The sequence below is a fragment of the Burkholderia sp. AU16482 genome (assembly GCF_002223285.1).
Lineage (GTDB): Bacteria > Pseudomonadota > Gammaproteobacteria > Burkholderiales > Burkholderiaceae > Burkholderia > Burkholderia semiarida.
Genome location: NZ_NKEY01000003.1, coordinates 376,711 through 393,661, shown reverse-complemented (window position 1 = coordinate 393,661; position 16,951 = coordinate 376,711). Strand labels below are relative to the sequence as shown.

19 protein-coding genes are annotated in these 16,951 nt (G+C 65.8%); 13 read left to right on the top strand and 6 right to left on the bottom strand.

Translation table 11 applies throughout. The features are described from left to right. Positions 1 to 665: 665 nt before the first annotated feature. The 3 genes from CFB35_RS04230 to CFB35_RS04220 form a co-directional block, all read right to left on the bottom strand. Complete coding sequence (locus tag CFB35_RS04230; RefSeq protein WP_081066594.1) at positions 666 to 2,027, bottom strand: P-loop NTPase fold protein; 1,362 nt, start codon at positions 2,025 to 2,027, stop codon at positions 666 to 668. Between the two features lie 376 nt (positions 2,028 to 2,403). Then, a complete protein-coding gene (locus CFB35_RS04225) occupies positions 2,404 to 2,736 on the bottom strand; it encodes a hypothetical protein (protein ID WP_059574328.1) in 333 nt (110 codons plus the stop codon). A 105-nt stretch (positions 2,737 to 2,841) separates the two neighbouring features. Continuing rightward, positions 2,842 to 3,033: a hypothetical protein gene (locus CFB35_RS04220; RefSeq protein ID WP_059574165.1), complete on the bottom strand. Its 192-nt coding sequence runs from the start codon at positions 3,031 to 3,033 to the stop codon at positions 2,842 to 2,844. A gap of 190 nt (positions 3,034 to 3,223) precedes the next feature. Here CFB35_RS04220 and trmB point away from each other — a divergent pair, with 190 nt between their 5' ends. Next, complete coding sequence (gene trmB, locus CFB35_RS04215; protein WP_059574166.1) at positions 3,224 to 4,000, top strand: tRNA (guanosine(46)-N7)-methyltransferase TrmB; 777 nt, start codon at positions 3,224 to 3,226, stop codon at positions 3,998 to 4,000. A gap of 92 nt (positions 4,001 to 4,092) precedes the next feature. On the opposite strand, the gene CFB35_RS04210 is transcribed toward trmB, so the two are convergent. From CFB35_RS04210 to CFB35_RS04200, 3 genes are all read right to left on the bottom strand, one after another. Beyond that, positions 4,093 to 4,923: an undecaprenyl-diphosphate phosphatase gene (locus tag CFB35_RS04210; protein WP_059574167.1), complete on the bottom strand. Its 831-nt coding sequence runs from the start codon at positions 4,921 to 4,923 to the stop codon at positions 4,093 to 4,095. A gap of 79 nt (positions 4,924 to 5,002) precedes the next feature. After that, a complete protein-coding gene (locus tag CFB35_RS04205; RefSeq protein WP_059574168.1) occupies positions 5,003 to 5,584 on the bottom strand; it encodes a DUF1439 domain-containing protein in 582 nt (193 codons plus the stop codon). Beyond that, positions 5,581 to 5,898, bottom strand: a complete 318-nt coding sequence (locus tag CFB35_RS04200; RefSeq protein ID WP_059574330.1) for a YkgJ family cysteine cluster protein — start codon at positions 5,896 to 5,898, stop codon at positions 5,581 to 5,583. Before CFB35_RS04200 ends, CFB35_RS04205 begins: the two co-directional genes overlap by 4 nt. Positions 5,899 to 6,084: 186 nt before the next feature. Between CFB35_RS04200 and hemN the strand changes: the two genes are divergently transcribed. The 12 genes from hemN (at position 6,085) to CFB35_RS04140 (ending at position 16,938) form a co-directional block, all read left to right on the top strand. Continuing rightward, the gene (gene hemN / locus CFB35_RS04195; protein ID WP_059574329.1) at positions 6,085 to 7,476 is read left to right on the top strand and encodes an oxygen-independent coproporphyrinogen III oxidase; all 1,392 of its coding nucleotides are present in this window, start codon (positions 6,085 to 6,087) and stop codon (positions 7,474 to 7,476) included. 95 nt (positions 7,477 to 7,571) lie between these two features. Continuing rightward, positions 7,572 to 7,829, top strand: coding sequence for a hypothetical protein (locus CFB35_RS04190; RefSeq protein WP_059574169.1), 258 nt, complete (start codon positions 7,572 to 7,574; stop codon positions 7,827 to 7,829). A gap of 104 nt (positions 7,830 to 7,933) precedes the next feature. Continuing rightward, positions 7,934 to 8,590 carry a protein-L-isoaspartate O-methyltransferase gene (locus tag CFB35_RS04185; RefSeq protein ID WP_059574170.1) on the top strand — a complete coding sequence of 219 codons (657 nt, stop codon included), beginning with the start codon at positions 7,934 to 7,936 and terminating at the stop codon, positions 8,588 to 8,590. Positions 8,591 to 8,604: 14 nt separating this feature from the next. After that, positions 8,605 to 8,928 (top strand): rhodanese-like domain-containing protein, encoded by a 324-nt coding sequence (locus tag CFB35_RS04180; protein WP_006488544.1) that lies wholly within the window; start codon positions 8,605 to 8,607, stop codon positions 8,926 to 8,928. Between the two features lie 354 nt (positions 8,929 to 9,282). Further along, positions 9,283 to 10,590: an urea ABC transporter substrate-binding protein gene (urtA, locus tag CFB35_RS04175; RefSeq protein ID WP_059574171.1), complete on the top strand. Its 1,308-nt coding sequence runs from the start codon at positions 9,283 to 9,285 to the stop codon at positions 10,588 to 10,590. 139 nt (positions 10,591 to 10,729) lie between these two features. Beyond that, a complete protein-coding gene (gene urtB, locus CFB35_RS04170; protein WP_059574172.1) occupies positions 10,730 to 12,349 on the top strand; it encodes an urea ABC transporter permease subunit UrtB in 1,620 nt (539 codons plus the stop codon). A gap of 1 nt (position 12,350) precedes the next feature. Next, positions 12,351 to 13,535, top strand: coding sequence for an urea ABC transporter permease subunit UrtC (gene urtC, locus CFB35_RS04165; RefSeq protein WP_059574173.1), 1,185 nt, complete (start codon positions 12,351 to 12,353; stop codon positions 13,533 to 13,535). Beyond that, a complete protein-coding gene (gene urtD / locus CFB35_RS04160) occupies positions 13,532 to 14,389 on the top strand; it encodes an urea ABC transporter ATP-binding protein UrtD (protein ID WP_059574174.1) in 858 nt (285 codons plus the stop codon). Before urtC ends, urtD begins: the two co-directional genes overlap by 4 nt. A 4-nt stretch (positions 14,390 to 14,393) precedes the next feature. Next, complete coding sequence (gene urtE, locus CFB35_RS04155; protein WP_059574175.1) at positions 14,394 to 15,086, top strand: urea ABC transporter ATP-binding subunit UrtE; 693 nt, start codon at positions 14,394 to 14,396, stop codon at positions 15,084 to 15,086. Between the two features lie 114 nt (positions 15,087 to 15,200). Beyond that, positions 15,201 to 16,076, top strand: a complete 876-nt coding sequence (locus CFB35_RS04150) for an urease accessory protein UreD (protein ID WP_059574176.1) — start codon at positions 15,201 to 15,203, stop codon at positions 16,074 to 16,076. Positions 16,077 to 16,312: 236 nt separating this feature from the next. Beyond that, complete coding sequence (gene ureA, locus CFB35_RS04145; RefSeq protein ID WP_006406310.1) at positions 16,313 to 16,615, top strand: urease subunit gamma; 303 nt, start codon at positions 16,313 to 16,315, stop codon at positions 16,613 to 16,615. 17 nt (positions 16,616 to 16,632) lie between these two features. Then, entirely contained in the window at positions 16,633 to 16,938 is a 306-nt protein-coding gene (locus CFB35_RS04140; protein WP_059574177.1) for an urease subunit beta, read from the top strand. Positions 16,939 to 16,951 lie beyond the last annotated feature (13 nt).

Here is a 16,951-nt window from a genome sequence, read left to right as displayed (position 1 = left end):
TTTGCGCTTCCTTGCTTTTCGGCGATAGAACGGTCGAGCAAGGTCGTAAAGCTGCGAGAGAAATGCAGCGGAGCATAGATGGGATCGTCGTAATGCTCACCGGTAGAGTTGCCTCGAAAGAGGAAGACGCAGCCGGGACGATGGGGAGAGGTTCGATTGGCTCAGCTTTGGATCCAGCCTCTCCTGACATAATGCGTCACGACCAAAGCGAGGGATTACCCATAGGGAAGAATATGGGAGCGTCGATGCCTCCAACTAGGTTTCTCCTTTGCGAGAAGCCTAGGGAGAGTATTGGCTCTCCCACGGGAAGGGTCTAACAACGAATACAAAACGATGGGAATAACTAGGAACAAGTTGCTCCCCAATTGATCCTATCCCCTACTACTTGAATCGCTGACACATAAGCTTGTGTCAATCCCGCGTCCACCTGCAGAACGCAGAGCAACGCACGAGCAGCCGTCATCGGCGGTTGGACCTCCTAGGATTGCCGCGACCGCCCCAAGGTATCGCGTCCTTCAATCCAGCCCCAGATCGTCGATCCTTATACGCGGCGACGAATACGAACCGGCACCCAAGATGCGTGACGCGCGAGGCGGAGCATTTCCCCCCGTATGCTCACGCAAATCGGCGTGGCGGGCCGCAATGATTACGGCACAGTTCGCGGCTCACACCTCAAGCGACAAATCGATACGGGCCAAAACAACCGGAAATGCCCTTTCAACATCAAGCATGGTGTCGCCTAAGATCCAACTCGCGATTTGCCCCGTCAAGTGCTTGCGCTCCGTCCTATCGGGTGCGAGCCAAACGAAGTGCAATTCTCGAAGAGCAGCCAGATACATTCCCTCTGTCGTGTCCGACCCAAATTCGGATCCTGCGACGCACCCGTTAATCCACTCTGTAGCGGCCTTATGCGCGTCGCGATCCCCCCTAAGCACGCCATCGAAAATCGATGGCTCACGCAATTTCAAGGTGATCAGATATGCGAGAAGTCCCGATGGCCCCATTGGCCCAGATAAAGCAAACAGAGCGCATATTTTCTCCATATCGCGCAACGACAACCGAGCGGTATGCACCCAAATCAAAGCAGCAGCGTGAAAGTTCGCCACAGGGCGATTCTGAGAACGATCGAAACCATAACGCAATAGCTCCTGAGTGAGAAAATCGTTAGCTTTAGAGCCATACTGCGTATTCCTTTCTGCAGAAGGCGCTGGCAGACGAAAGAAGAAGCGCACAAACTTCGAAAGATATGCCGCAGCGTCGGTCTCACGTCCGAACATTCCCTTCACGGCCTGCTCAAGCTGCTCGCGGTTCAGCAGCAAGACGAAGACAACGTTCGGAATCTCGAAGAAGTGCTTTATGCGCTCAATCAGTCGAACCGCGAACATAGGATTGCAGCGGTCAAGCTCATCCACAAACACGACAACCGGCTTATCTTGCTTTGCTGCGAACTCGGCCAATGCGCGGCGATATTCGACGAACGACCTTTTCTCTTCCTCGTGCTCTTCAAGCTTTTTCTCAATGGACTTTTCCGCTTGATCCGCTACGCCGTCCTGCGCCGCGTCAACCACATCTTGGATATCTTCCGAAAGGTCAGCGGAACCAAATGCCAGCCGTCCGACGACACCCACAAGCATTCTTGCACTGAGCGGCAAGATGGCCTTCATAACCGCCGCGGCTCTCCCACGTAACAGGCGGCCACTGCCCTCACTATCGTCGAGCAAGGTCGCCAACTCTGCCGCAATGACCATGAACGGGTCTTCGACGTAGTCTTGTTCGAAAGCGTCGATAAAGGCAACTTTATGCCCAGCAGCAAGCAACTGCGCAGCCCAATTCCGTCCAAACCACGTCTTGCCACCACCCCATGGGGCATCGATGGCGATCGCACCGCCCGCAGTCAGGCGGCCGACGAAATCCGTTAGACGCGTGGCGTATCGCTGTCGTTTCAGGCGATCATCATGAAATGGTGGCTGTTCGGGATCGAATTGCCATGCGGAAAAGGCCAGCGGCGGATGGTTTGTGCCTGTCATGGTTATCGTTTCGGCATTGATATGTCCCAAACACTATCATGGGAACAAGAAAGCGAAGTAGCGGCCTCTCTCTCCGGCCCTATCGCGAACCGGCTTCTTCGGTTCTGTACAATGCGCTCCAACAGAAGTATCCGACATGGGGTTGTGCTGCCCGCTCCATGTTCCTTTTAAATCATAGTGTTGCGGATGCGCGTGTAGGAGCCTTCGATTCCCATCGCCCGCTCCAGTCGTTCCCCAACCCTTGCCGCGCAAAGCTTGCAGGGTTCCGGCGGCTCCGCACCTTCCCTCTCAGCGATATCCGATCCCGAATGTGTGCGACGAATCATGTCCGTCACGCGCCCATCGCAAGTTCGTGACGAAAAGCCTGCCGCCTACCTCATGCCGCCCGCAAAATCACAATGAGGATGGGCAAGCACAACAAACCATGAAGCACGATCGCGCAATACGCCGGCACGGCATCCGCACCAGCATCGTCGTTCGCGTTGAGCAACGCGCTGATCGCCCAGACGAGACCGCCGAGAGAAACGACGCCGCACAGAACCACGATAACCAGTACCGCGCCGATCGCACCGAATCCCGACGCGCCGGCAAAGCTGCTCGGATCACTGACGATTGAAATGCCTGCAATGCCGGCGATCACGCACTCGGCAAGGGCGAGCATCGCCGGGCCGCTGCCGACTTTGCGCCGTACAAAAGTTGTTTCACTCATGGCTGTTCTCCCCAAAGGCCATTGGCCGTGGATCATTCCGACGCGTTCTTTCTCACGACCGTTGCGAAAACAACCATTGATCGAACTTGAAGCATCATCCGGCCGTTACCTCTTCTTGTCGTTCTGGCCGCGAGCATTCGGAATGAAGCGCGCACTATTCATTTTCATCACGCTGCGCCCGTGTCCGACACATCCGGTCACGCCGGCCGCGTCAGCGATTCTACTCAATAGCCTGACGGCGGCGAGATGTTGCGCGAACACCCCTGCAACCTTGCCAGCCCGGTCAAACCAGTCCATAATCCGGCTCTTTCCGGTTGGCTGAACGGGAAATCCTTAAGGATCAACGGCTTGACGGCGTATCGCCACGCCCGTCGCCACGTTCCGCAACCGCGCGCCAGCCGCCTCGTCGAAGGCGGCTTTTTTGTACCGCGCCGGCGCGTCCCGCGCGCCCGATGCCCTCGCCCGAACCGAGCCTTTCTCTGTACCGATGATGCACGACGATCCGAACGAAGCCGGCCTGCCGCCGCACGACGACGCCATTCCCGACGAGGCCGACCAAGCCGCCGAAGGCGCCGACGAAGCCAACCCGCTGCATCGCCGCCGCATCCGCAGCTTCGTCACGCGCGCCGGCCGCGTATCGACCGGCCAGCGCCGCGCGATCGACGAGTTCGGCCCGCGCTTCGTCGTCCCGTATGCGCCGGCGCTGCCCGACTGGAACGCGATCTTCGGCCGCACTGCACCGCGCATCCTCGAGATCGGTTTCGGGATGGGCGCATCGACCGCGGAAATCGCCGCGCACCGCCCGGGCGACGATTTCCTCGGCGTCGAGGTGCACGAGCCGGGCGTCGGTGCGCTGCTGAAGCTGATCGGCGAGCAGGATCTGACGAACATCCGCATCATCCAGCACGACGCGGTCGAGGTGCTCGAGCACATGATCGCGCCGGAAAGCCTCGACGGCGTGCACATCTTCTTCCCCGATCCGTGGCACAAGGCGCGTCACCACAAGCGCCGGCTGATCCAGCCGCCGCTCGTCGCGCATCTCGCGTCGCGACTGAAGCCCGGCGCGTACCTGCACTGCGCGACCGACTGGCAGAACTACGCGGAGCAGATGCTGGAAGTGCTCGGCGCGGAACCGACGCTCGAGAACACGGCCGCCGACTACGCGCCGCGCCCTGACTACCGCCCGGTGACGAAGTTCGAACGGCGCGGGCTGCGGCTCGGCCACGGCGTGTGGGACCTGGTGTTCCGCAAGCGCGCAGGTTGAACGCCCCGCCCTGCGCAAAATAAAAAAGCCCGACCGGCGTCTCGCGCCGGTCGGGCTTTTTCATTGGAAACGTCCTGGTCTCCTGGTTCGCCTCACGACCAGTTCAGCCACCCGCTGTAACCGACCAGCAGCACGAACAGCCCGAACGCGATCCGGTACCACGCGAACACCGTGAAATCGTGCGTCGCGACGTAGCGCAGCAGCCAGCGCACGCACACGAACGCGCTGACGAATGCCGACACGAGCCCGAGCGCGAACAGCCCGAGCGAATCGACGGTGAACGCCTGCCAGTCCTTCACGGTTTCATAGAGCGTCGCGCCGAAGATGATCGGAATCGCGAGAAAGAACGAGAATTCGGTGGCCACGCGGCGGTCGAGGCCGAACAGCATCCCGCCGATGATCGTCGAGCCCGAGCGCGACATGCCGGGCACCAGCGCGAAGCACTGCGCGAGTCCGACCTTGAATGCGTCGAGCGGCGTCAGCGCATCGACCGACATCACGCGCGGCGGCTGGCCGCGTTCGCGCTGCCGCGCCTCGGCCCACAGGATGATCGCACCGCCGACGACGAGCGCGAACGCGACGGGCACCGGCGAGAACAGCACCGCCTTGATCTTCTTCTCGAGCAGGAGGCCGAGCGCGATCGCGGGAATCGTCGCGATCACGACGTTCAGCGTGAAGCGCCGCGCGTCGGGCCGGCTCGGCAGCCCGGACACGACGGACACGATCCGCTGCCGGTATTCCCAGCAGACCGCGAGGATCGCGCCGAACTGGATCACGACGTCGAACGTCTTCGCGTGCGAATCGTTGAAATTCAGGAAACTGCCCGCGACGATCAGGTGACCGGTACTCGACACCGGCAGGAATTCCGTCAGCCCCTCGACGACGCCGAGGATCAATGCCTTGCAGATCAGGATCCAGTCCATCCGTGGCCCAACTCCGAAATGGTCGAAAGAAAAGGCCACTCTTGCGCGCGCGGCCCGCCCGGCCGTGCGCGCCCCGTCGTCACTTTTCGACGATCGCCACGCGTATGCCGTTTGTAAGGATCGTAATTGTACCGGGTTCGTAGTTCACCCCGGCAAATTGCAGTTGTTCCGGCTTGAACGTGTAGATCGGGTAGTTGGTCAGCAACTGCGTCGCGAGCAGCCCGGCGGCCGCGCCCACCTGCTGCGCGTACATCTGCGCGTCGCCGTCGAGCACGAGGCTGTCGACGGCCGGCGCCCTCAGCACCACCGAGCGGCTCGGCGCGTCGTACGCGAGCTGGCCCGACACGGTGAACTTGCCGCTGACGGGCGCGCGCAGGAACGGGCTCGCGAAATTCGCGTCGAGTTGCACCGCGACGCGGTTCTGGTCGGGCAGCAGGTTGACGGCCGGGTTCGCGAGCGACACGTCGACGACCTGCGCGACCGTCTTCTGGTAAGGAAACTTGCGCGCGACGGCCTTCTGCACGTCGCCGCGCGAAAACGTGTAGTGATCGGGGATGAACGGGAACGTCGACGCGCACGCGGCAAGCGATACGCACACGCCGACGGCGCCGATGGCGGCAGCGAGAAAACGGCGCCGGCCGGGCGCGCGAGGGACGGTCATGCTGAACTCTCTCCTGGATGCGCCGGCCGCGTCGCGGCCTCGAGGCGCGTAAGCCACGCGAGCGCGTCGTCGCGCGACGCGCCGCACATGTCGGCGGACGGCTGCAGCCCGGAGCAGCACGCGGGGCGCTCGGGCCGGCCGAAGATCATGCAGCGCAGGTCGTCGCCGAGCTGCACGCAGCGCACGCCGGCCGGCTTGCCGTCGGGCATGCCCGGAATCGGGCTCGAAATCGACGGCGCGATGCAGCACGCGCCGCAGCCCTCGCGGCACGCGTGCGGCGGCGGGACTCCGGCGGGCGCCGGGCGGACAGGCATTTCGACGGACACTCGGCTCTCTCGACGAACAACGAAAAACGAACAACGAAAAACGGTGCGGCAACCGGACGCGGTATCCGGCGGCCCCACCCCGCATTGTGCCATCGCCGGCTGCGACGTTATTACACAATGCAGGCCGATCGCGCGTTCATATACTCGAAAGCATCTAAAAAGCGCGAGACCGTCATGCATTCTGGTTCTGCCGACACGATGTTCCGTCCCGATTTGCTCACGAAATACGGCGCGAACGGGCCGCGCTATACGTCGTACCCCACCGCGCTGCAATTCCGCGACGACTTCGATCCGGCCGACTACGTGCGCGCGGCCGGCGACCCCGGCGCGTCGTCGAGCGACCTGTCGCTGTACTTCCACATCCCGTTCTGCAACACCGCGTGCTTCTACTGCGGCTGCAACAAGATCGCAACCAACAACCGCCGCCGCGCGCGCCCGTATCTCGACCAGCTCAAGCGCGAAATGGCGTTGCAGGCCGCGCTGTTCGATCCGTCCCGCCCCGTCACGCAGCTGCACTGGGGCGGCGGTACACCGACCTTCCTGTCCGACGACGAAACGGCCGAGCTGATGGCGGCCACGCGCGAGCATTTCGCGCTCGCGGCGGACGCAGACGCCGAGTTCTCGATCGAGATCGATCCGCGCACGGTCACGCCCGCGACGCTCGTCCACCTGCGCACGATCGGCTTCAACCGGCTGAGCCTCGGCGTGCAGGATTTCGACCCGGCCGTGCAGCAGGCGATCAACCGCGTCCAGCCGCGCGCGATGACGGCCGACCTGCTCGCCGCCGCGCGGGCGACGGGCTTCCATTCGGTGAGCGTCGACCTGATCTACGGGCTGCCGCACCAGACGGTCGCGGTGTTCGCACGCACGCTGGAGACGATCATCGAGCTCGCGCCCGATCGCCTGTCGGTGTTCGGCTACGCGCACATGCCGCACCTGTTCAAGATGCAGCGGCAGATCGACGATGCAACGCTGCCGCCGCCGGAGACGCGCATCGCGCTGCTCGGCCTCGCGATCGACATGCTGACGTCGGCCGGCTACGTGTACATCGGGATGGACCACTTCGCGCGGCCGTCCGACGAACTGGTGCGCGCGCAGCGCAACGGCACGCTGCAGCGCAATTTCCAGGGCTACAGCACGCGCGCGGATACCGACCTGATCGGCTTCGGCGTGTCGTCGATCGGCAAGGTCGGCGACGTCTACGCGCAGAACGCGAAGGATCTGCCCGCGTACGGCGCCGCGCTCGACGCGGGCCGGCTGCCGATCGCGCGCGGCGTACGGCTCACGCCCGACGACCGGCTGCGCCGGGACGTGATCACGCAGCTGATGTGCAATCTCGAACTGCCGTTCTCGCATGTCGAGGCCGCGCACGGCATCCGCTTCGCCGATCATTTCGCGCGCGAGCTCGACGCGCTGCGCCCGTTCGAGCGCGACGGGCTGCTGACGATCGCGCGCGACCGGCTGACGATCCACCCGGCCGGCCGGATGGTCGTGCGCAACATCGCGATGGCGTTCGACGCGTATCTCGGCCAGACGCCGCGGCAGCGCTACTCGCGCACGGTTTAGGGCCGTTCGCGCGGGCCATGGGGCGGGCGCCGGCCGCACGCGAGCGGCCGGTTTGATAGAGTGTGAGGCTTACATCCGCTTCGCCAGCCCCCAAGATGCGCACCACCAAAGCGACCCACGCGGTCGAACGCCTGAAAACCCGCTCCGGCAACCCGCAATTCGCGGCCGTCGCGATGGCGGGCGGCCTGTTCTATCTCGTCGACCGCTCGGGCGGCACCGCCGAAAAGCGCTGCGAGCCGCTGCCGCTCGACGAATTCGTCAAGTTCGTCGACGCATTTGGCCCCCAAAAGCCGCGCAAGGCGAGCAAGCTCGACCTCGCATTCGAGGCGCAGATCAAGAAGAGCAAGGGGTAAAGGTCTGTTGCAGGCCGCCTGAAGGCTTCGCGGCCGCGCCGTTTGGTACAATCACGAAGTTTCTCTATCCCCGCTGATGGCCGACCAGGCTGCGTGACCACACCATGAATATCGAAAACGCGCGTTTCAACATGATCGAACAGCAGATCCGTCCGTGGGACGTGCTGGATCTGGATGTCCTGGGCCTGCTGTCGATCGTCAAGCGTGAGAACTACGTTCCGGCCCAATACCGCGATCTCGCGTTCGCCGATCTCGAACTGCCGCTGCCGGGCGGCGCCAGCAAGATGCTGTTCCCGCGCGTCGAAGCACGCGTGCTGCAGGAGCTGGCGGTCAAGAAGCACGAGAACGTGCTCGTGATCGGCGCGGGCTCGGGTTACCTGGCCGCGCTGTTCGCGCATCGCGCGCAGCACGTGACGGCCGTCGAGATCGATCCGGCGATCGCGAAGTTCGCGGCGGACAACCTGCGCAACGACGGCGTGACCAACGCCGAAGTGGTGCTCGGCGACGGTTCGCGCGGCTGGGCCGCGAAGGCGCCTTACGACGTGATCTGCGTCGCGGGCGGTCTGCCGGTCGTGCCGCAGGACATGCTCGAACAGTTGAAGATCGGCGGCCGCCTGTCGGCGTTCGTCGGCGGCCGTCCGGTGATGAAGGCGCAGATCATCACGCGCATCGACGACAAGCAGTACCGCGTCGCCGACGTGTTCGAAACCTACATCGACCACCTCGTCAACGCGATCGAGCCGTCGCGCTTCAAGTTCTGAGCGGCGGAGCCTCCATGCAGATCCTGACGCCCGCGATGCTCGCGGAATGGCTCGGCGACACGGCGCGCCCCGCGCCGGTCGTGCTCGACGTGCGCGAGCCGTGGGAAATCGCGACCGCGCAGATCGCCGGCAGCGTGTCGATTCCGATGCAGCAGATTCCCGCGCGCAGCGAGGAGCTCGACGACGAAGCGGAAATCGTCTGCGTGTGCCATCACGGAATGCGCAGCGCGCAGGTCGCGATGTTCCTCGAGTCGCGCGGCTTCACGAAGCTGTACAACCTGCAAGGCGGAATCGACGCGTGGTCGCGCGACGTCGACCCGTCCGTGCCGCGCTACTGACCGATCCTTCCGGCCGCGCATCGCGCGCCGCCGCGCCGCCCGGCACCCTGCCGCCGGCCGCACCGATCCGCCGAACGGGCGCGCACCGCGCGCCCGTTTCTCATTCCCCTTCCGTTCCGACATTTCCCCGCGCCGCGACGCCGCGACACCTTCGTGCACCATTTGCGCCCGCGCGCCTGCACCGCAACGGACCGCGCATGCTGCACGACGCGTCATCCGCACCGCGTCGATGCCCGCCGATGGCCCGCACAGGCACGCCGGGCGTGCATCGGCGCGACTGGCACATGCCTTGCGTTACACGATGGCCGGCGCCGCCACGGCGCACGCGCATCCAACACGACAAAGGGGATCTCGATGAAACGTCGCAGTCTGTTGAAGTTCGGTTCGATGGCCGGCGCGCTCGCGCTGGCGGGCAAGAGCCCGTTCGCGCACGCAGCCGACGCGGGCACCGGCCCGATCAAGGTCGGCATCCTGCATTCGCTGTCGGGCACGATGGCGATCTCGGAGACGTCGCTGAAGGACACCGCGCTGATGACGATCGCCGACATCAACAAGAGCGGCGGCGTGCTGGGCCGCAAGCTCGAACCGGTGGTGGTCGATCCCGCGTCGAACTGGCCGCTGTTCGCCGAGAAGGCGCGCCAGCTGCTGACGCAGGACAAGGTCGCGTGCGTGTTCGGCTGCTGGACGTCGGTGTCCCGCAAATCCGTGCTGCCGGTATTCGAAGAGTTGAACGGGCTGCTCTACTACCCGGTGCAGTATGAAGGCGAGGAAATGTCGCGCAACGTGTTCTACACGGGCGCCGCGCCGAACCAGCAGGCCATTCCGGCCGTCGAGTACCTGATGAGCGCGGAAGGCGGCGGCGCGAAGCGCTTCTTCCTGCTCGGCACCGACTACGTGTATCCGCGCACGACCAACAAGATCCTGCGCGCGTTCCTGAAATCGAAAGGCGTGAAGGACGCCGACATTCAGGAGGTCTACACGCCGTTCGGCCACAGCGATTACCAGACCATCGTCGCGAACATCAAGACCTTCTCGCAAGGCGGCAAGACGACCGTGGTCTCGACGATCAACGGCGATTCCAACGTGCCGTTCTACAAGGAACTGGGCAACCAGGGGATCAAGGCGACCGACGTGCCGGTCGTCGCATTCTCGGTGGGCGAGGAGGAGCTGCGCGGGATCGACACGAAGCCGCTCGTCGGCCACCTCGCCGCGTGGAACTACTTCATGTCGGTGAAGAACCCGACCAACACGAAGTTCAAGGACCAGTTCGCCGCGTGGGTGAAGGCGAACAACCTGCCGGGCGGCGCGAAGCGCGTGACCAACGATCCGATGGAAGCGACCTACGTCGGCATCCACATGTGGAAGCAGGCCGTCGAGAAGGCGAAGAGCACCGACGTCGACAAGGTGCGCGTCGCGATGATCGGCCAGACGGTCGCCGCGCCGTCGGGCTTCACGCTCGCGATGGACGGCAACCACCACCTGCACAAGCCGGTGATGATCGGCGAGATCCGCGGCGACGGGCAGTTCAACGTCGTGTGGAAGACGAAGACGGCCGTGCGCGCGCAGCCGTGGAGCCCGTTCATCGCGGGTAACCAGAACAAGCCGGACGTCGTCAGCTCGATTCCGGCGTTCCTGCGCCGGCAGCGCGCGGCGCTGGCGTGACGCCGGGCGGCGCGTCGCGCCTTGCGCGCGCCGCGCCGCTCGCCCGCCCGCCGTCGATGCACCGGCCGCGCTTGCCGTGACGAACCGCGCGCGCCGGCGCAGCGCCGCTCCGATTCCCCTCGCCCGACAGGACTTCCCGATGCCTACACGCTTTCGCCGAGCCGCCCGCGCGATCGCGGCATGCGCCGCCCTCGCGGGCCTGCTGCCGCACGCCGCGTTCGCACTGACGGCGGCCGACACCGCCGCGCTCGCCGGCGACGACTTCGACGCGAAGACGGCCGCGATCGAGCGGCTCGCCACCGATACCGATCCGCGCGCGGTGACAATCCTCAACGCGCTGTCGAGCGGCGATGCGCTCGCGACCGGCGACGGCCGGCTGCTGATCCAGTCCGGCGACACCGCGCACGACGCGCTCACGCAGGCCGCGACGCCGGCGGGCGACGCGCAGCCGGTGATGCTGAACAACCTGCTGCGCACGAAGATCGCCGGCGCGCTGTCGGGCCTCGCGCTCGCGTCGCCCGACGTCGCCGCGCGGCGTGATGCGATCGACGCGCTGCTGAAGTCGCCCGACCCGGCGCTCAAGCCGATGATCGACCGCGCCCGCGCGAAGGAAACCGATCCGGCATTGAAACGTCGCCTCGACGCATTGTGGGCGATCGCCGCGCTGCACGATGCCGATCCGGCGAAGCGCCTCGAAGCCGTGCAGGTGGTGGCCGCGCGCCAGGATCTCGACATGATCGAACAACTGCGCCCGCTCGTCGCGAAGAACGCGGACGGCAGCTACGCGGAACCCGACGCGCGCGTGCGCGAGGCCGCGCAGCAAGGGCTCGATACGTTGCACGCGCTGCAGCGCCGCGGCGAAATTGTCGGCACGCTGTTCGCCGGCCTGTCGCTCGGCAGCGTGCTGCTGCTCGCCGCGCTCGGCCTCGCGATCACGTACGGGCTGATCGGCGTGATCAACATGGCGCACGGCGAATTCCTGATGATCGGTGCGTATGCAACCTATGTCGTGCAGACGCTGATCCAGCGCTACGCGCCCGGCGCATTCGACTGGTATCCGCTCGTCGCGGTGCCGGTATCGTTCGCGGCGGCCGCGCTCGTCGGCATCGTGCTCGAACGGCTCGTGCTGCGGCATCTGTACGGCCGCCCGCTCGAGACGCTGCTCGCGACGTTCGGCGTGAGCCTGATCCTGATCCAGGCGACGCGCATGCTGTTCGGCGCGCAGAACGTCCAGGTCGTGAACCCGTCGTGGATGAGCGGCGGCGTGACCGTGATGCAGAACCTGATCCTGCCGTTCAACCGGCTCGCGATCCTCGCGTTCGCGCTCGCGGTGGTGTTCGTCGCGTGGGCCGTGCTGACGAAGACGCGGCTCGGCCTGTTCGTGCGCGCGGTCACGCAGAACCGGCGGATGGCCGCCTGCGTCGGCGTGAAGACCGCACGCGTCGACGCGTATGCGTTCGCGTTCGGCGCGGGCATCGCGGGCCTCGGCGGCTGCGCGCTGTCGCAGATCGGCAACGTGGGCCCCGATCTCGGCCAGAACTACATCATCGATTCGTTCATGGCGGTCGTGCTCGGCGGCGTCGGCCAGATCGCCGGCACCGTGCTCGGCGGCTTCGGGCTCGGCCTCGTCAGCAAGGCCATCGAGCCGTTCTGGGGCGCCGTGCTCGCGAAGATCGCGGTGCTCGTGATGATCGTGCTGTTCATCCAGAAACGCCCGCAGGGCATGTTCGCCCCGAAGGGCCGCAGCGCGGAGGCTTGACGTGACTTCATTCACCGATTCGATATCGAACCCGGTCGCCGATACGCCGAAGCCCGCCGCCGGCACGCGCGCGGACGGCTTCGCGCTCGGCCTGCCGCCCCGCCCCGCGCTGCTGTCGCGCCGCGCATGGCTCGCGCTCGTCGCGCTGTGCGTGGCGATCGGCATCGGCGTGCCGCTCGCCGCGCTCGTCGCGCCGGAAGCCAGCGCGTTCCATCTGTCCGCGTACGCGATGACGCTCGCCGGCAAGCTGATGTGCTACGCGATCGCCGCGCTCGCGCTCGATCTCGTATGGGGCTACTGCGGGATCCTGAGCCTCGGCCATGGATTGTTCTTCGCGCTGGGCGGCTATGCGATCGGCATGTACCTGATGCGCGAGATCGGCCGCGACGGCAAGTACGGCAGCGACCTGCCCGACTTCATGGTGTTTCTCGACTGGCATCAGTTGCCGTGGTACTGGAGCGGCACGCAGCATCTGGCGTGGGCGCTCGCGCTGGTCGTGCTCGTGCCGGCCGTGCTCGCATGGGTGTTCGGCTTCTTCACGTTCCGCTCGCGCGTGAAAGGCGTGTACCTGTCGATCATCACGCAGGCGCTGACGTTCGCCGCGATGCTGCTGTTCTTTCGCAACGAGACGGGCTTCGGCGGCAACAACGGCTTCACCGACTTCAAGCGCATCGCCGGCTTCGCGATCACGTCGCCGGGCACGCGCACCGTGCTGTTGCTGCTGACCTTCGCGACGCTCGTGCTCGCGTTCATCGTCGCGCGTGCGGTCGTCACGAGCAAGCTCGGGCGCGTGGTGACCGCGGTGCGCGACGGCGAGACGCGGCTGATGTTCCTCGGCTACAGCCCACTCGCGTACAAACTGTTCGTGTGGACGCTATCGGCCGTGCTGTGCGGCATCGCAGGCGCCTTGTACGTGCCGCAGGTCGGCATCATCAATCCCGGCGAGATGTCGCCCGGCAACTCGATCGAAATGGCGATCTGGGTCGCGGTCGGTGGGCGCGGCACGCTGATCGGGCCGATCGTCGGCGCGTTCGCGGTGAACGGCGCGAAGAGTTTCTTCACCGCGTACTTCGCCGAATACTGGCTGTTCTTTCTCGGCCTGATCTTCGTGCTCGTGCCGCTCTTGCTGCCGCGCGGGATCATGGGCCTCGTCGACACGCTGCTCGCGAAGGGGAAACGCGCATGAACGGCACGGCTCTCTATCAGTTCACGCCGCCGCCCGAAGACGAGCTGCTCGCCGTCAGCGGCAGCGCGTCGATGGGGCGCGTCGTGCCGCCCGGCATCGACACGTCGCACGGCACGATCCTCTATCTCGAGGATATCGAGGTGAGCTTCGACGGTTTTCGCGCGCTGAAGAAGCTGTCGCTCGCGATCGACGCGGGCGAGCTGCGCTGCGTGATCGGCCCGAATGGCGCGGGCAAGACGACGATGATGGACGTGATCACCGGCAAGACGCGGCCCGACGCAGGCAAGGTGTTTCTCGGCCAGACGATCGACCTCGCGCGGTTGAACGAACCCGAGATCGCGCGCGCGGGGATCGGCCGCAAGTTCCAGAAGCCGACCGTGTTCGAACAGCACCCGGTGTGGGAAAACCTCGAACTCGCGATGCAGACCGACAAGGGCTGGCTCGCGTCGCTGCGCGCGCGGCTCGACCGCACCGCGCAGGCGAAGATCGAGGAGACGCTCGCGCTGATCGGCCTCGAAAGCGATGCGTATCGCGCGGCCGGCGAACTGTCGCACGGGCAGAAGCAGCGGCTCGAAATTGGCATGCTGCTGATGCAGCGTCCCGCGCTGCTGCTGCTCGACGAGCCGGCGGCCGGGATGACCGACCACGAGACGATGGAGCTCGCCGAGCTGCTGAACACGCTGCGCGGCACCTGCTCGATGATGGTCGTCGAGCACGACATGGAATTCGTCGCGGCGCTCGCGGGCGACACGGGGCGCGTGACGGTGATGGCCGAAGGCGCGGTGCTCGCGCACGGCACGCTCGACCAGGTCAAGCGCGACGAAGCGGTGATCGAGTCTTACCTCGGACGATGATGCGATGCTGAAAATCGAAGCGCTGAACCAGTACTACGGCGGCAGCCATATCCTGCGCAACGTGAACCTCGTCGCCGACGACGGCAAGCTCACCGTGCTGCTTGGCCGCAACGGCGTCGGCAAGAGCACGCTGCTGCGCTGCCTGATGGGCGTCGTCGCCGCGAAAAGCGGCAGCGTGTCGTGGCGCGGCGCCGCGCTCGGCGCGTTGCCGCCGTATGCGCGTGTGGCGGCCGGGCTCGCTTACGTGCCGCAGGGCCGCGACATCTTTCCGCGGCTCACCGTCGAGGAAAACCTGCTCGTCGGCGCGGCGAGCCGCAAGGCGCCGTCGAAAGTGCCCGATCGTATCTACGAACTGTTTCCGGTGCTGAAGGACATGCGCGCACGGCGCGGCGGCGACCTGTCGGGCGGCCAGCAGCAGCAGCTCGCGATCGGCCGCGCGCTGATGAGCGAGCCGCAATTGCTGATCCTCGACGAGCCGACCGAAGGCATCCAGCCGTCGATCATCCAGGACATCGGGCGCACGCTGCGCCAGCTCGTCGACGAATCGAGGATGACCGTGCTGCTCGTCGAACAGTATTACGATTTCGCGCGCTCGATCGCGGACCATTACTGGGTGATGAGCCGCGGCGAGATCGTCGCGGGTGGTGACGCGCGGGATATGGAGACGAATGGGGTGCGGGAATTGATCGCGGTGTAGTGACGGCTTGGACGAATGCCGAGAGGCGACAAGAATTTCATTAAAATGGTCTTCTTCAACGCTCGCTGAAACCGAGCATTTCAGTGAAAGTCTTAGCCTCTCCACGTCCAATAGATGTCCGCCCCCGACTCCCACGCCCCGCTGTCCCGCCCCGCCGTCGCCAAGTCGTGGCGCGGCCGTCTCGAACTCGGCTTCGAGCGGCACGGTGCGCGCACGACGCTCGCGCACCGGCTGCACGACGGCCCGCTGCGCGTGCAGCGGCCGCTGTACCCGGAAGGCGACGCGATCTGCCATGCGGTGATCGTGCACCCACCAGGCGGCGTCGCGGGCGGCGACCGGCTCGACATCGACATCGCGCTCGGCGACGGCACGCACGCGGTGCTGACGACGCCCGGCGCGACCAAGTGGTACAAGTCCAACGGCCTCGATGCGACGCAGCGCATCGGCATCGCGGTCGGCGCCCACGCGAAGCTCGACTGGCTGCCGCAGAACAACCTGTTCTTTGACGCGGCGCACGCCGCGCTCGACTTCACGGTGACGCTCGGCGCAGGCGCGAGCGCGATCGGCTGGGACGCGACGCAGCTCGGCCGGCAGGCGGCCGGCGAAACCTGGTCGGCAGGACGCATCGCGTCGACGTCGGCGCTCGTCGATGCCGACGGCCGGCCGCTGTGGACCGAGCGCGCGCTGCTCGATGCACGCGACCCGCTGCGCGGCGCGCCGCAGGGCCTCGCCGGCTTTCCCGCCTACGGCACGCTGTGGGCGGCCGGCGCCGCGTGCGACGCCGCGCTCGCCGAAACGCTCGCCGCCGGGATGCCGTTCGACGATACGCTGCGCGCGGGCGCCACTTGCGTAACGCCCGGCGTCGTGCTGGTGCGCGCGCTGGCGACGTCGATGGAAGCGCTGCAGCGCCACTTCACCGACTGCTGGCTGCAGTTGCGGCCGATCGTGCACGGCATCGACGCGCGGCCGCTGCGTCTCTGGCAAACCTGAACGCGCGCGCATCGCGCACCGTTTCGGCGCAATGCCGCGACACACGGCGCACACTCTTCAAGCATCGCGCACCACGAAAGAGCATGACGGCGCGCCCGATGCACATGGCACGCCCCTTGCTGCTTACATAAGCGATACACGACGCACGCCAAACAGCGCGGTGCTACGATGGTCCGCGCGCCTGCCCGATCGCGCGCGCACCGATAAAAATTACGTTTTCCTGAACGCCTGCCTTCATGAAACTGACTCCCCGCGAAAAGGACAAGCTGCTGATCTTCACGGCGGCGCTGCTCGCCGAACGCCGCCGTGCGCGCGGCCTGAAGCTCAACTATCCGGAGGCGGTCGCCTTCATCACCGCGGCGCTGATGGAAGCCGCGCGCGATGGCAAGACGGTGGCCGAAGTGATGCACTACGGCACGACGCTGCTCACGCGCGACGACGTGATGGACGGCGTGCCGGAAATGATTCCCGACATCCAGGTCGAAGCGACCTTCCCCGACGGCACGAAGCTCGTGACCGTCCATCATCCGATTCCGTGACCAAGGTGGTACCGCGCATGATCCCCGGCGAAATTCTCACCGACGACGGCGAACACGAACTGAACGCGGGCCGTGCGACGCTGACGCTCGCTGTCGCGAACACCGGCGACCGCCCGGTGCAGGTCGGCTCGCACTACCACTTCTTCGAAGTCAACGATGCACTGTCGTTCGACCGCACGGCCGCGCGCGGCTTCCGGCTCAACATCGCGGCCGGCACGGCCGTGCGCTTCGAGCCGGGCCAGACGCGCACCGTCGAGCTCGTCGCCCTCGCGGGCGAGCGCGCCGTCTACGGTTTTCAGGGCAAGGTGATGGGGCCGCTGTAAGCCGCGCCCCGCT

What these genes read in the sequence shown, in the direction of transcription:
- CFB35_RS04230 (WP_081066594.1), bottom strand. Translation starts at nt 2,027, where the DNA reads ATGACAGGCACAAACCATCCGCCGCTGGCCTTTTCCGCATGGCAATTC.
- CFB35_RS04225 (WP_059574328.1), bottom strand. Translation starts at nt 2,736, where the DNA reads ATGAGTGAAACAACTTTTGTACGGCGCAAAGTCGGCAGCGGCCCGGCG.
- CFB35_RS04220 (WP_059574165.1), bottom strand. Translation starts at nt 3,033, where the DNA reads ATGGACTGGTTTGACCGGGCTGGCAAGGTTGCAGGGGTGTTCGCGCAA.
- trmB (WP_059574166.1), top strand. Translation starts at nt 3,224, where the DNA reads ATGATGCACGACGATCCGAACGAAGCCGGCCTGCCGCCGCACGACGAC.
- CFB35_RS04210 (WP_059574167.1), bottom strand. Translation starts at nt 4,923, where the DNA reads ATGGACTGGATCCTGATCTGCAAGGCATTGATCCTCGGCGTCGTCGAG.
- CFB35_RS04205 (WP_059574168.1), bottom strand. Translation starts at nt 5,584, where the DNA reads ATGACCGTCCCTCGCGCGCCCGGCCGGCGCCGTTTTCTCGCTGCCGCC.
- CFB35_RS04200 (WP_059574330.1), bottom strand. Translation starts at nt 5,898, where the DNA reads ATGCCTGTCCGCCCGGCGCCCGCCGGAGTCCCGCCGCCGCACGCGTGC.
- hemN (WP_059574329.1), top strand. Translation starts at nt 6,085, where the DNA reads ATGCATTCTGGTTCTGCCGACACGATGTTCCGTCCCGATTTGCTCACG.
- CFB35_RS04190 (WP_059574169.1), top strand. Translation starts at nt 7,572, where the DNA reads ATGCGCACCACCAAAGCGACCCACGCGGTCGAACGCCTGAAAACCCGC.
- CFB35_RS04185 (WP_059574170.1), top strand. Translation starts at nt 7,934, where the DNA reads ATGAATATCGAAAACGCGCGTTTCAACATGATCGAACAGCAGATCCGT.
- CFB35_RS04180 (WP_006488544.1), top strand. Translation starts at nt 8,605, where the DNA reads ATGCAGATCCTGACGCCCGCGATGCTCGCGGAATGGCTCGGCGACACG.
- urtA (WP_059574171.1), top strand. Translation starts at nt 9,283, where the DNA reads ATGAAACGTCGCAGTCTGTTGAAGTTCGGTTCGATGGCCGGCGCGCTC.
- urtB (WP_059574172.1), top strand. Translation starts at nt 10,730, where the DNA reads ATGCCTACACGCTTTCGCCGAGCCGCCCGCGCGATCGCGGCATGCGCC.
- urtD (WP_059574174.1), top strand. Translation starts at nt 13,532, where the DNA reads ATGAACGGCACGGCTCTCTATCAGTTCACGCCGCCGCCCGAAGACGAG.
- urtE (WP_059574175.1), top strand. Translation starts at nt 14,394, where the DNA reads ATGCTGAAAATCGAAGCGCTGAACCAGTACTACGGCGGCAGCCATATC.
- CFB35_RS04150 (WP_059574176.1), top strand. Translation starts at nt 15,201, where the DNA reads ATGTCCGCCCCCGACTCCCACGCCCCGCTGTCCCGCCCCGCCGTCGCC.
- ureA (WP_006406310.1), top strand. Translation starts at nt 16,313, where the DNA reads ATGAAACTGACTCCCCGCGAAAAGGACAAGCTGCTGATCTTCACGGCG.
- CFB35_RS04140 (WP_059574177.1), top strand. Translation starts at nt 16,633, where the DNA reads ATGATCCCCGGCGAAATTCTCACCGACGACGGCGAACACGAACTGAAC.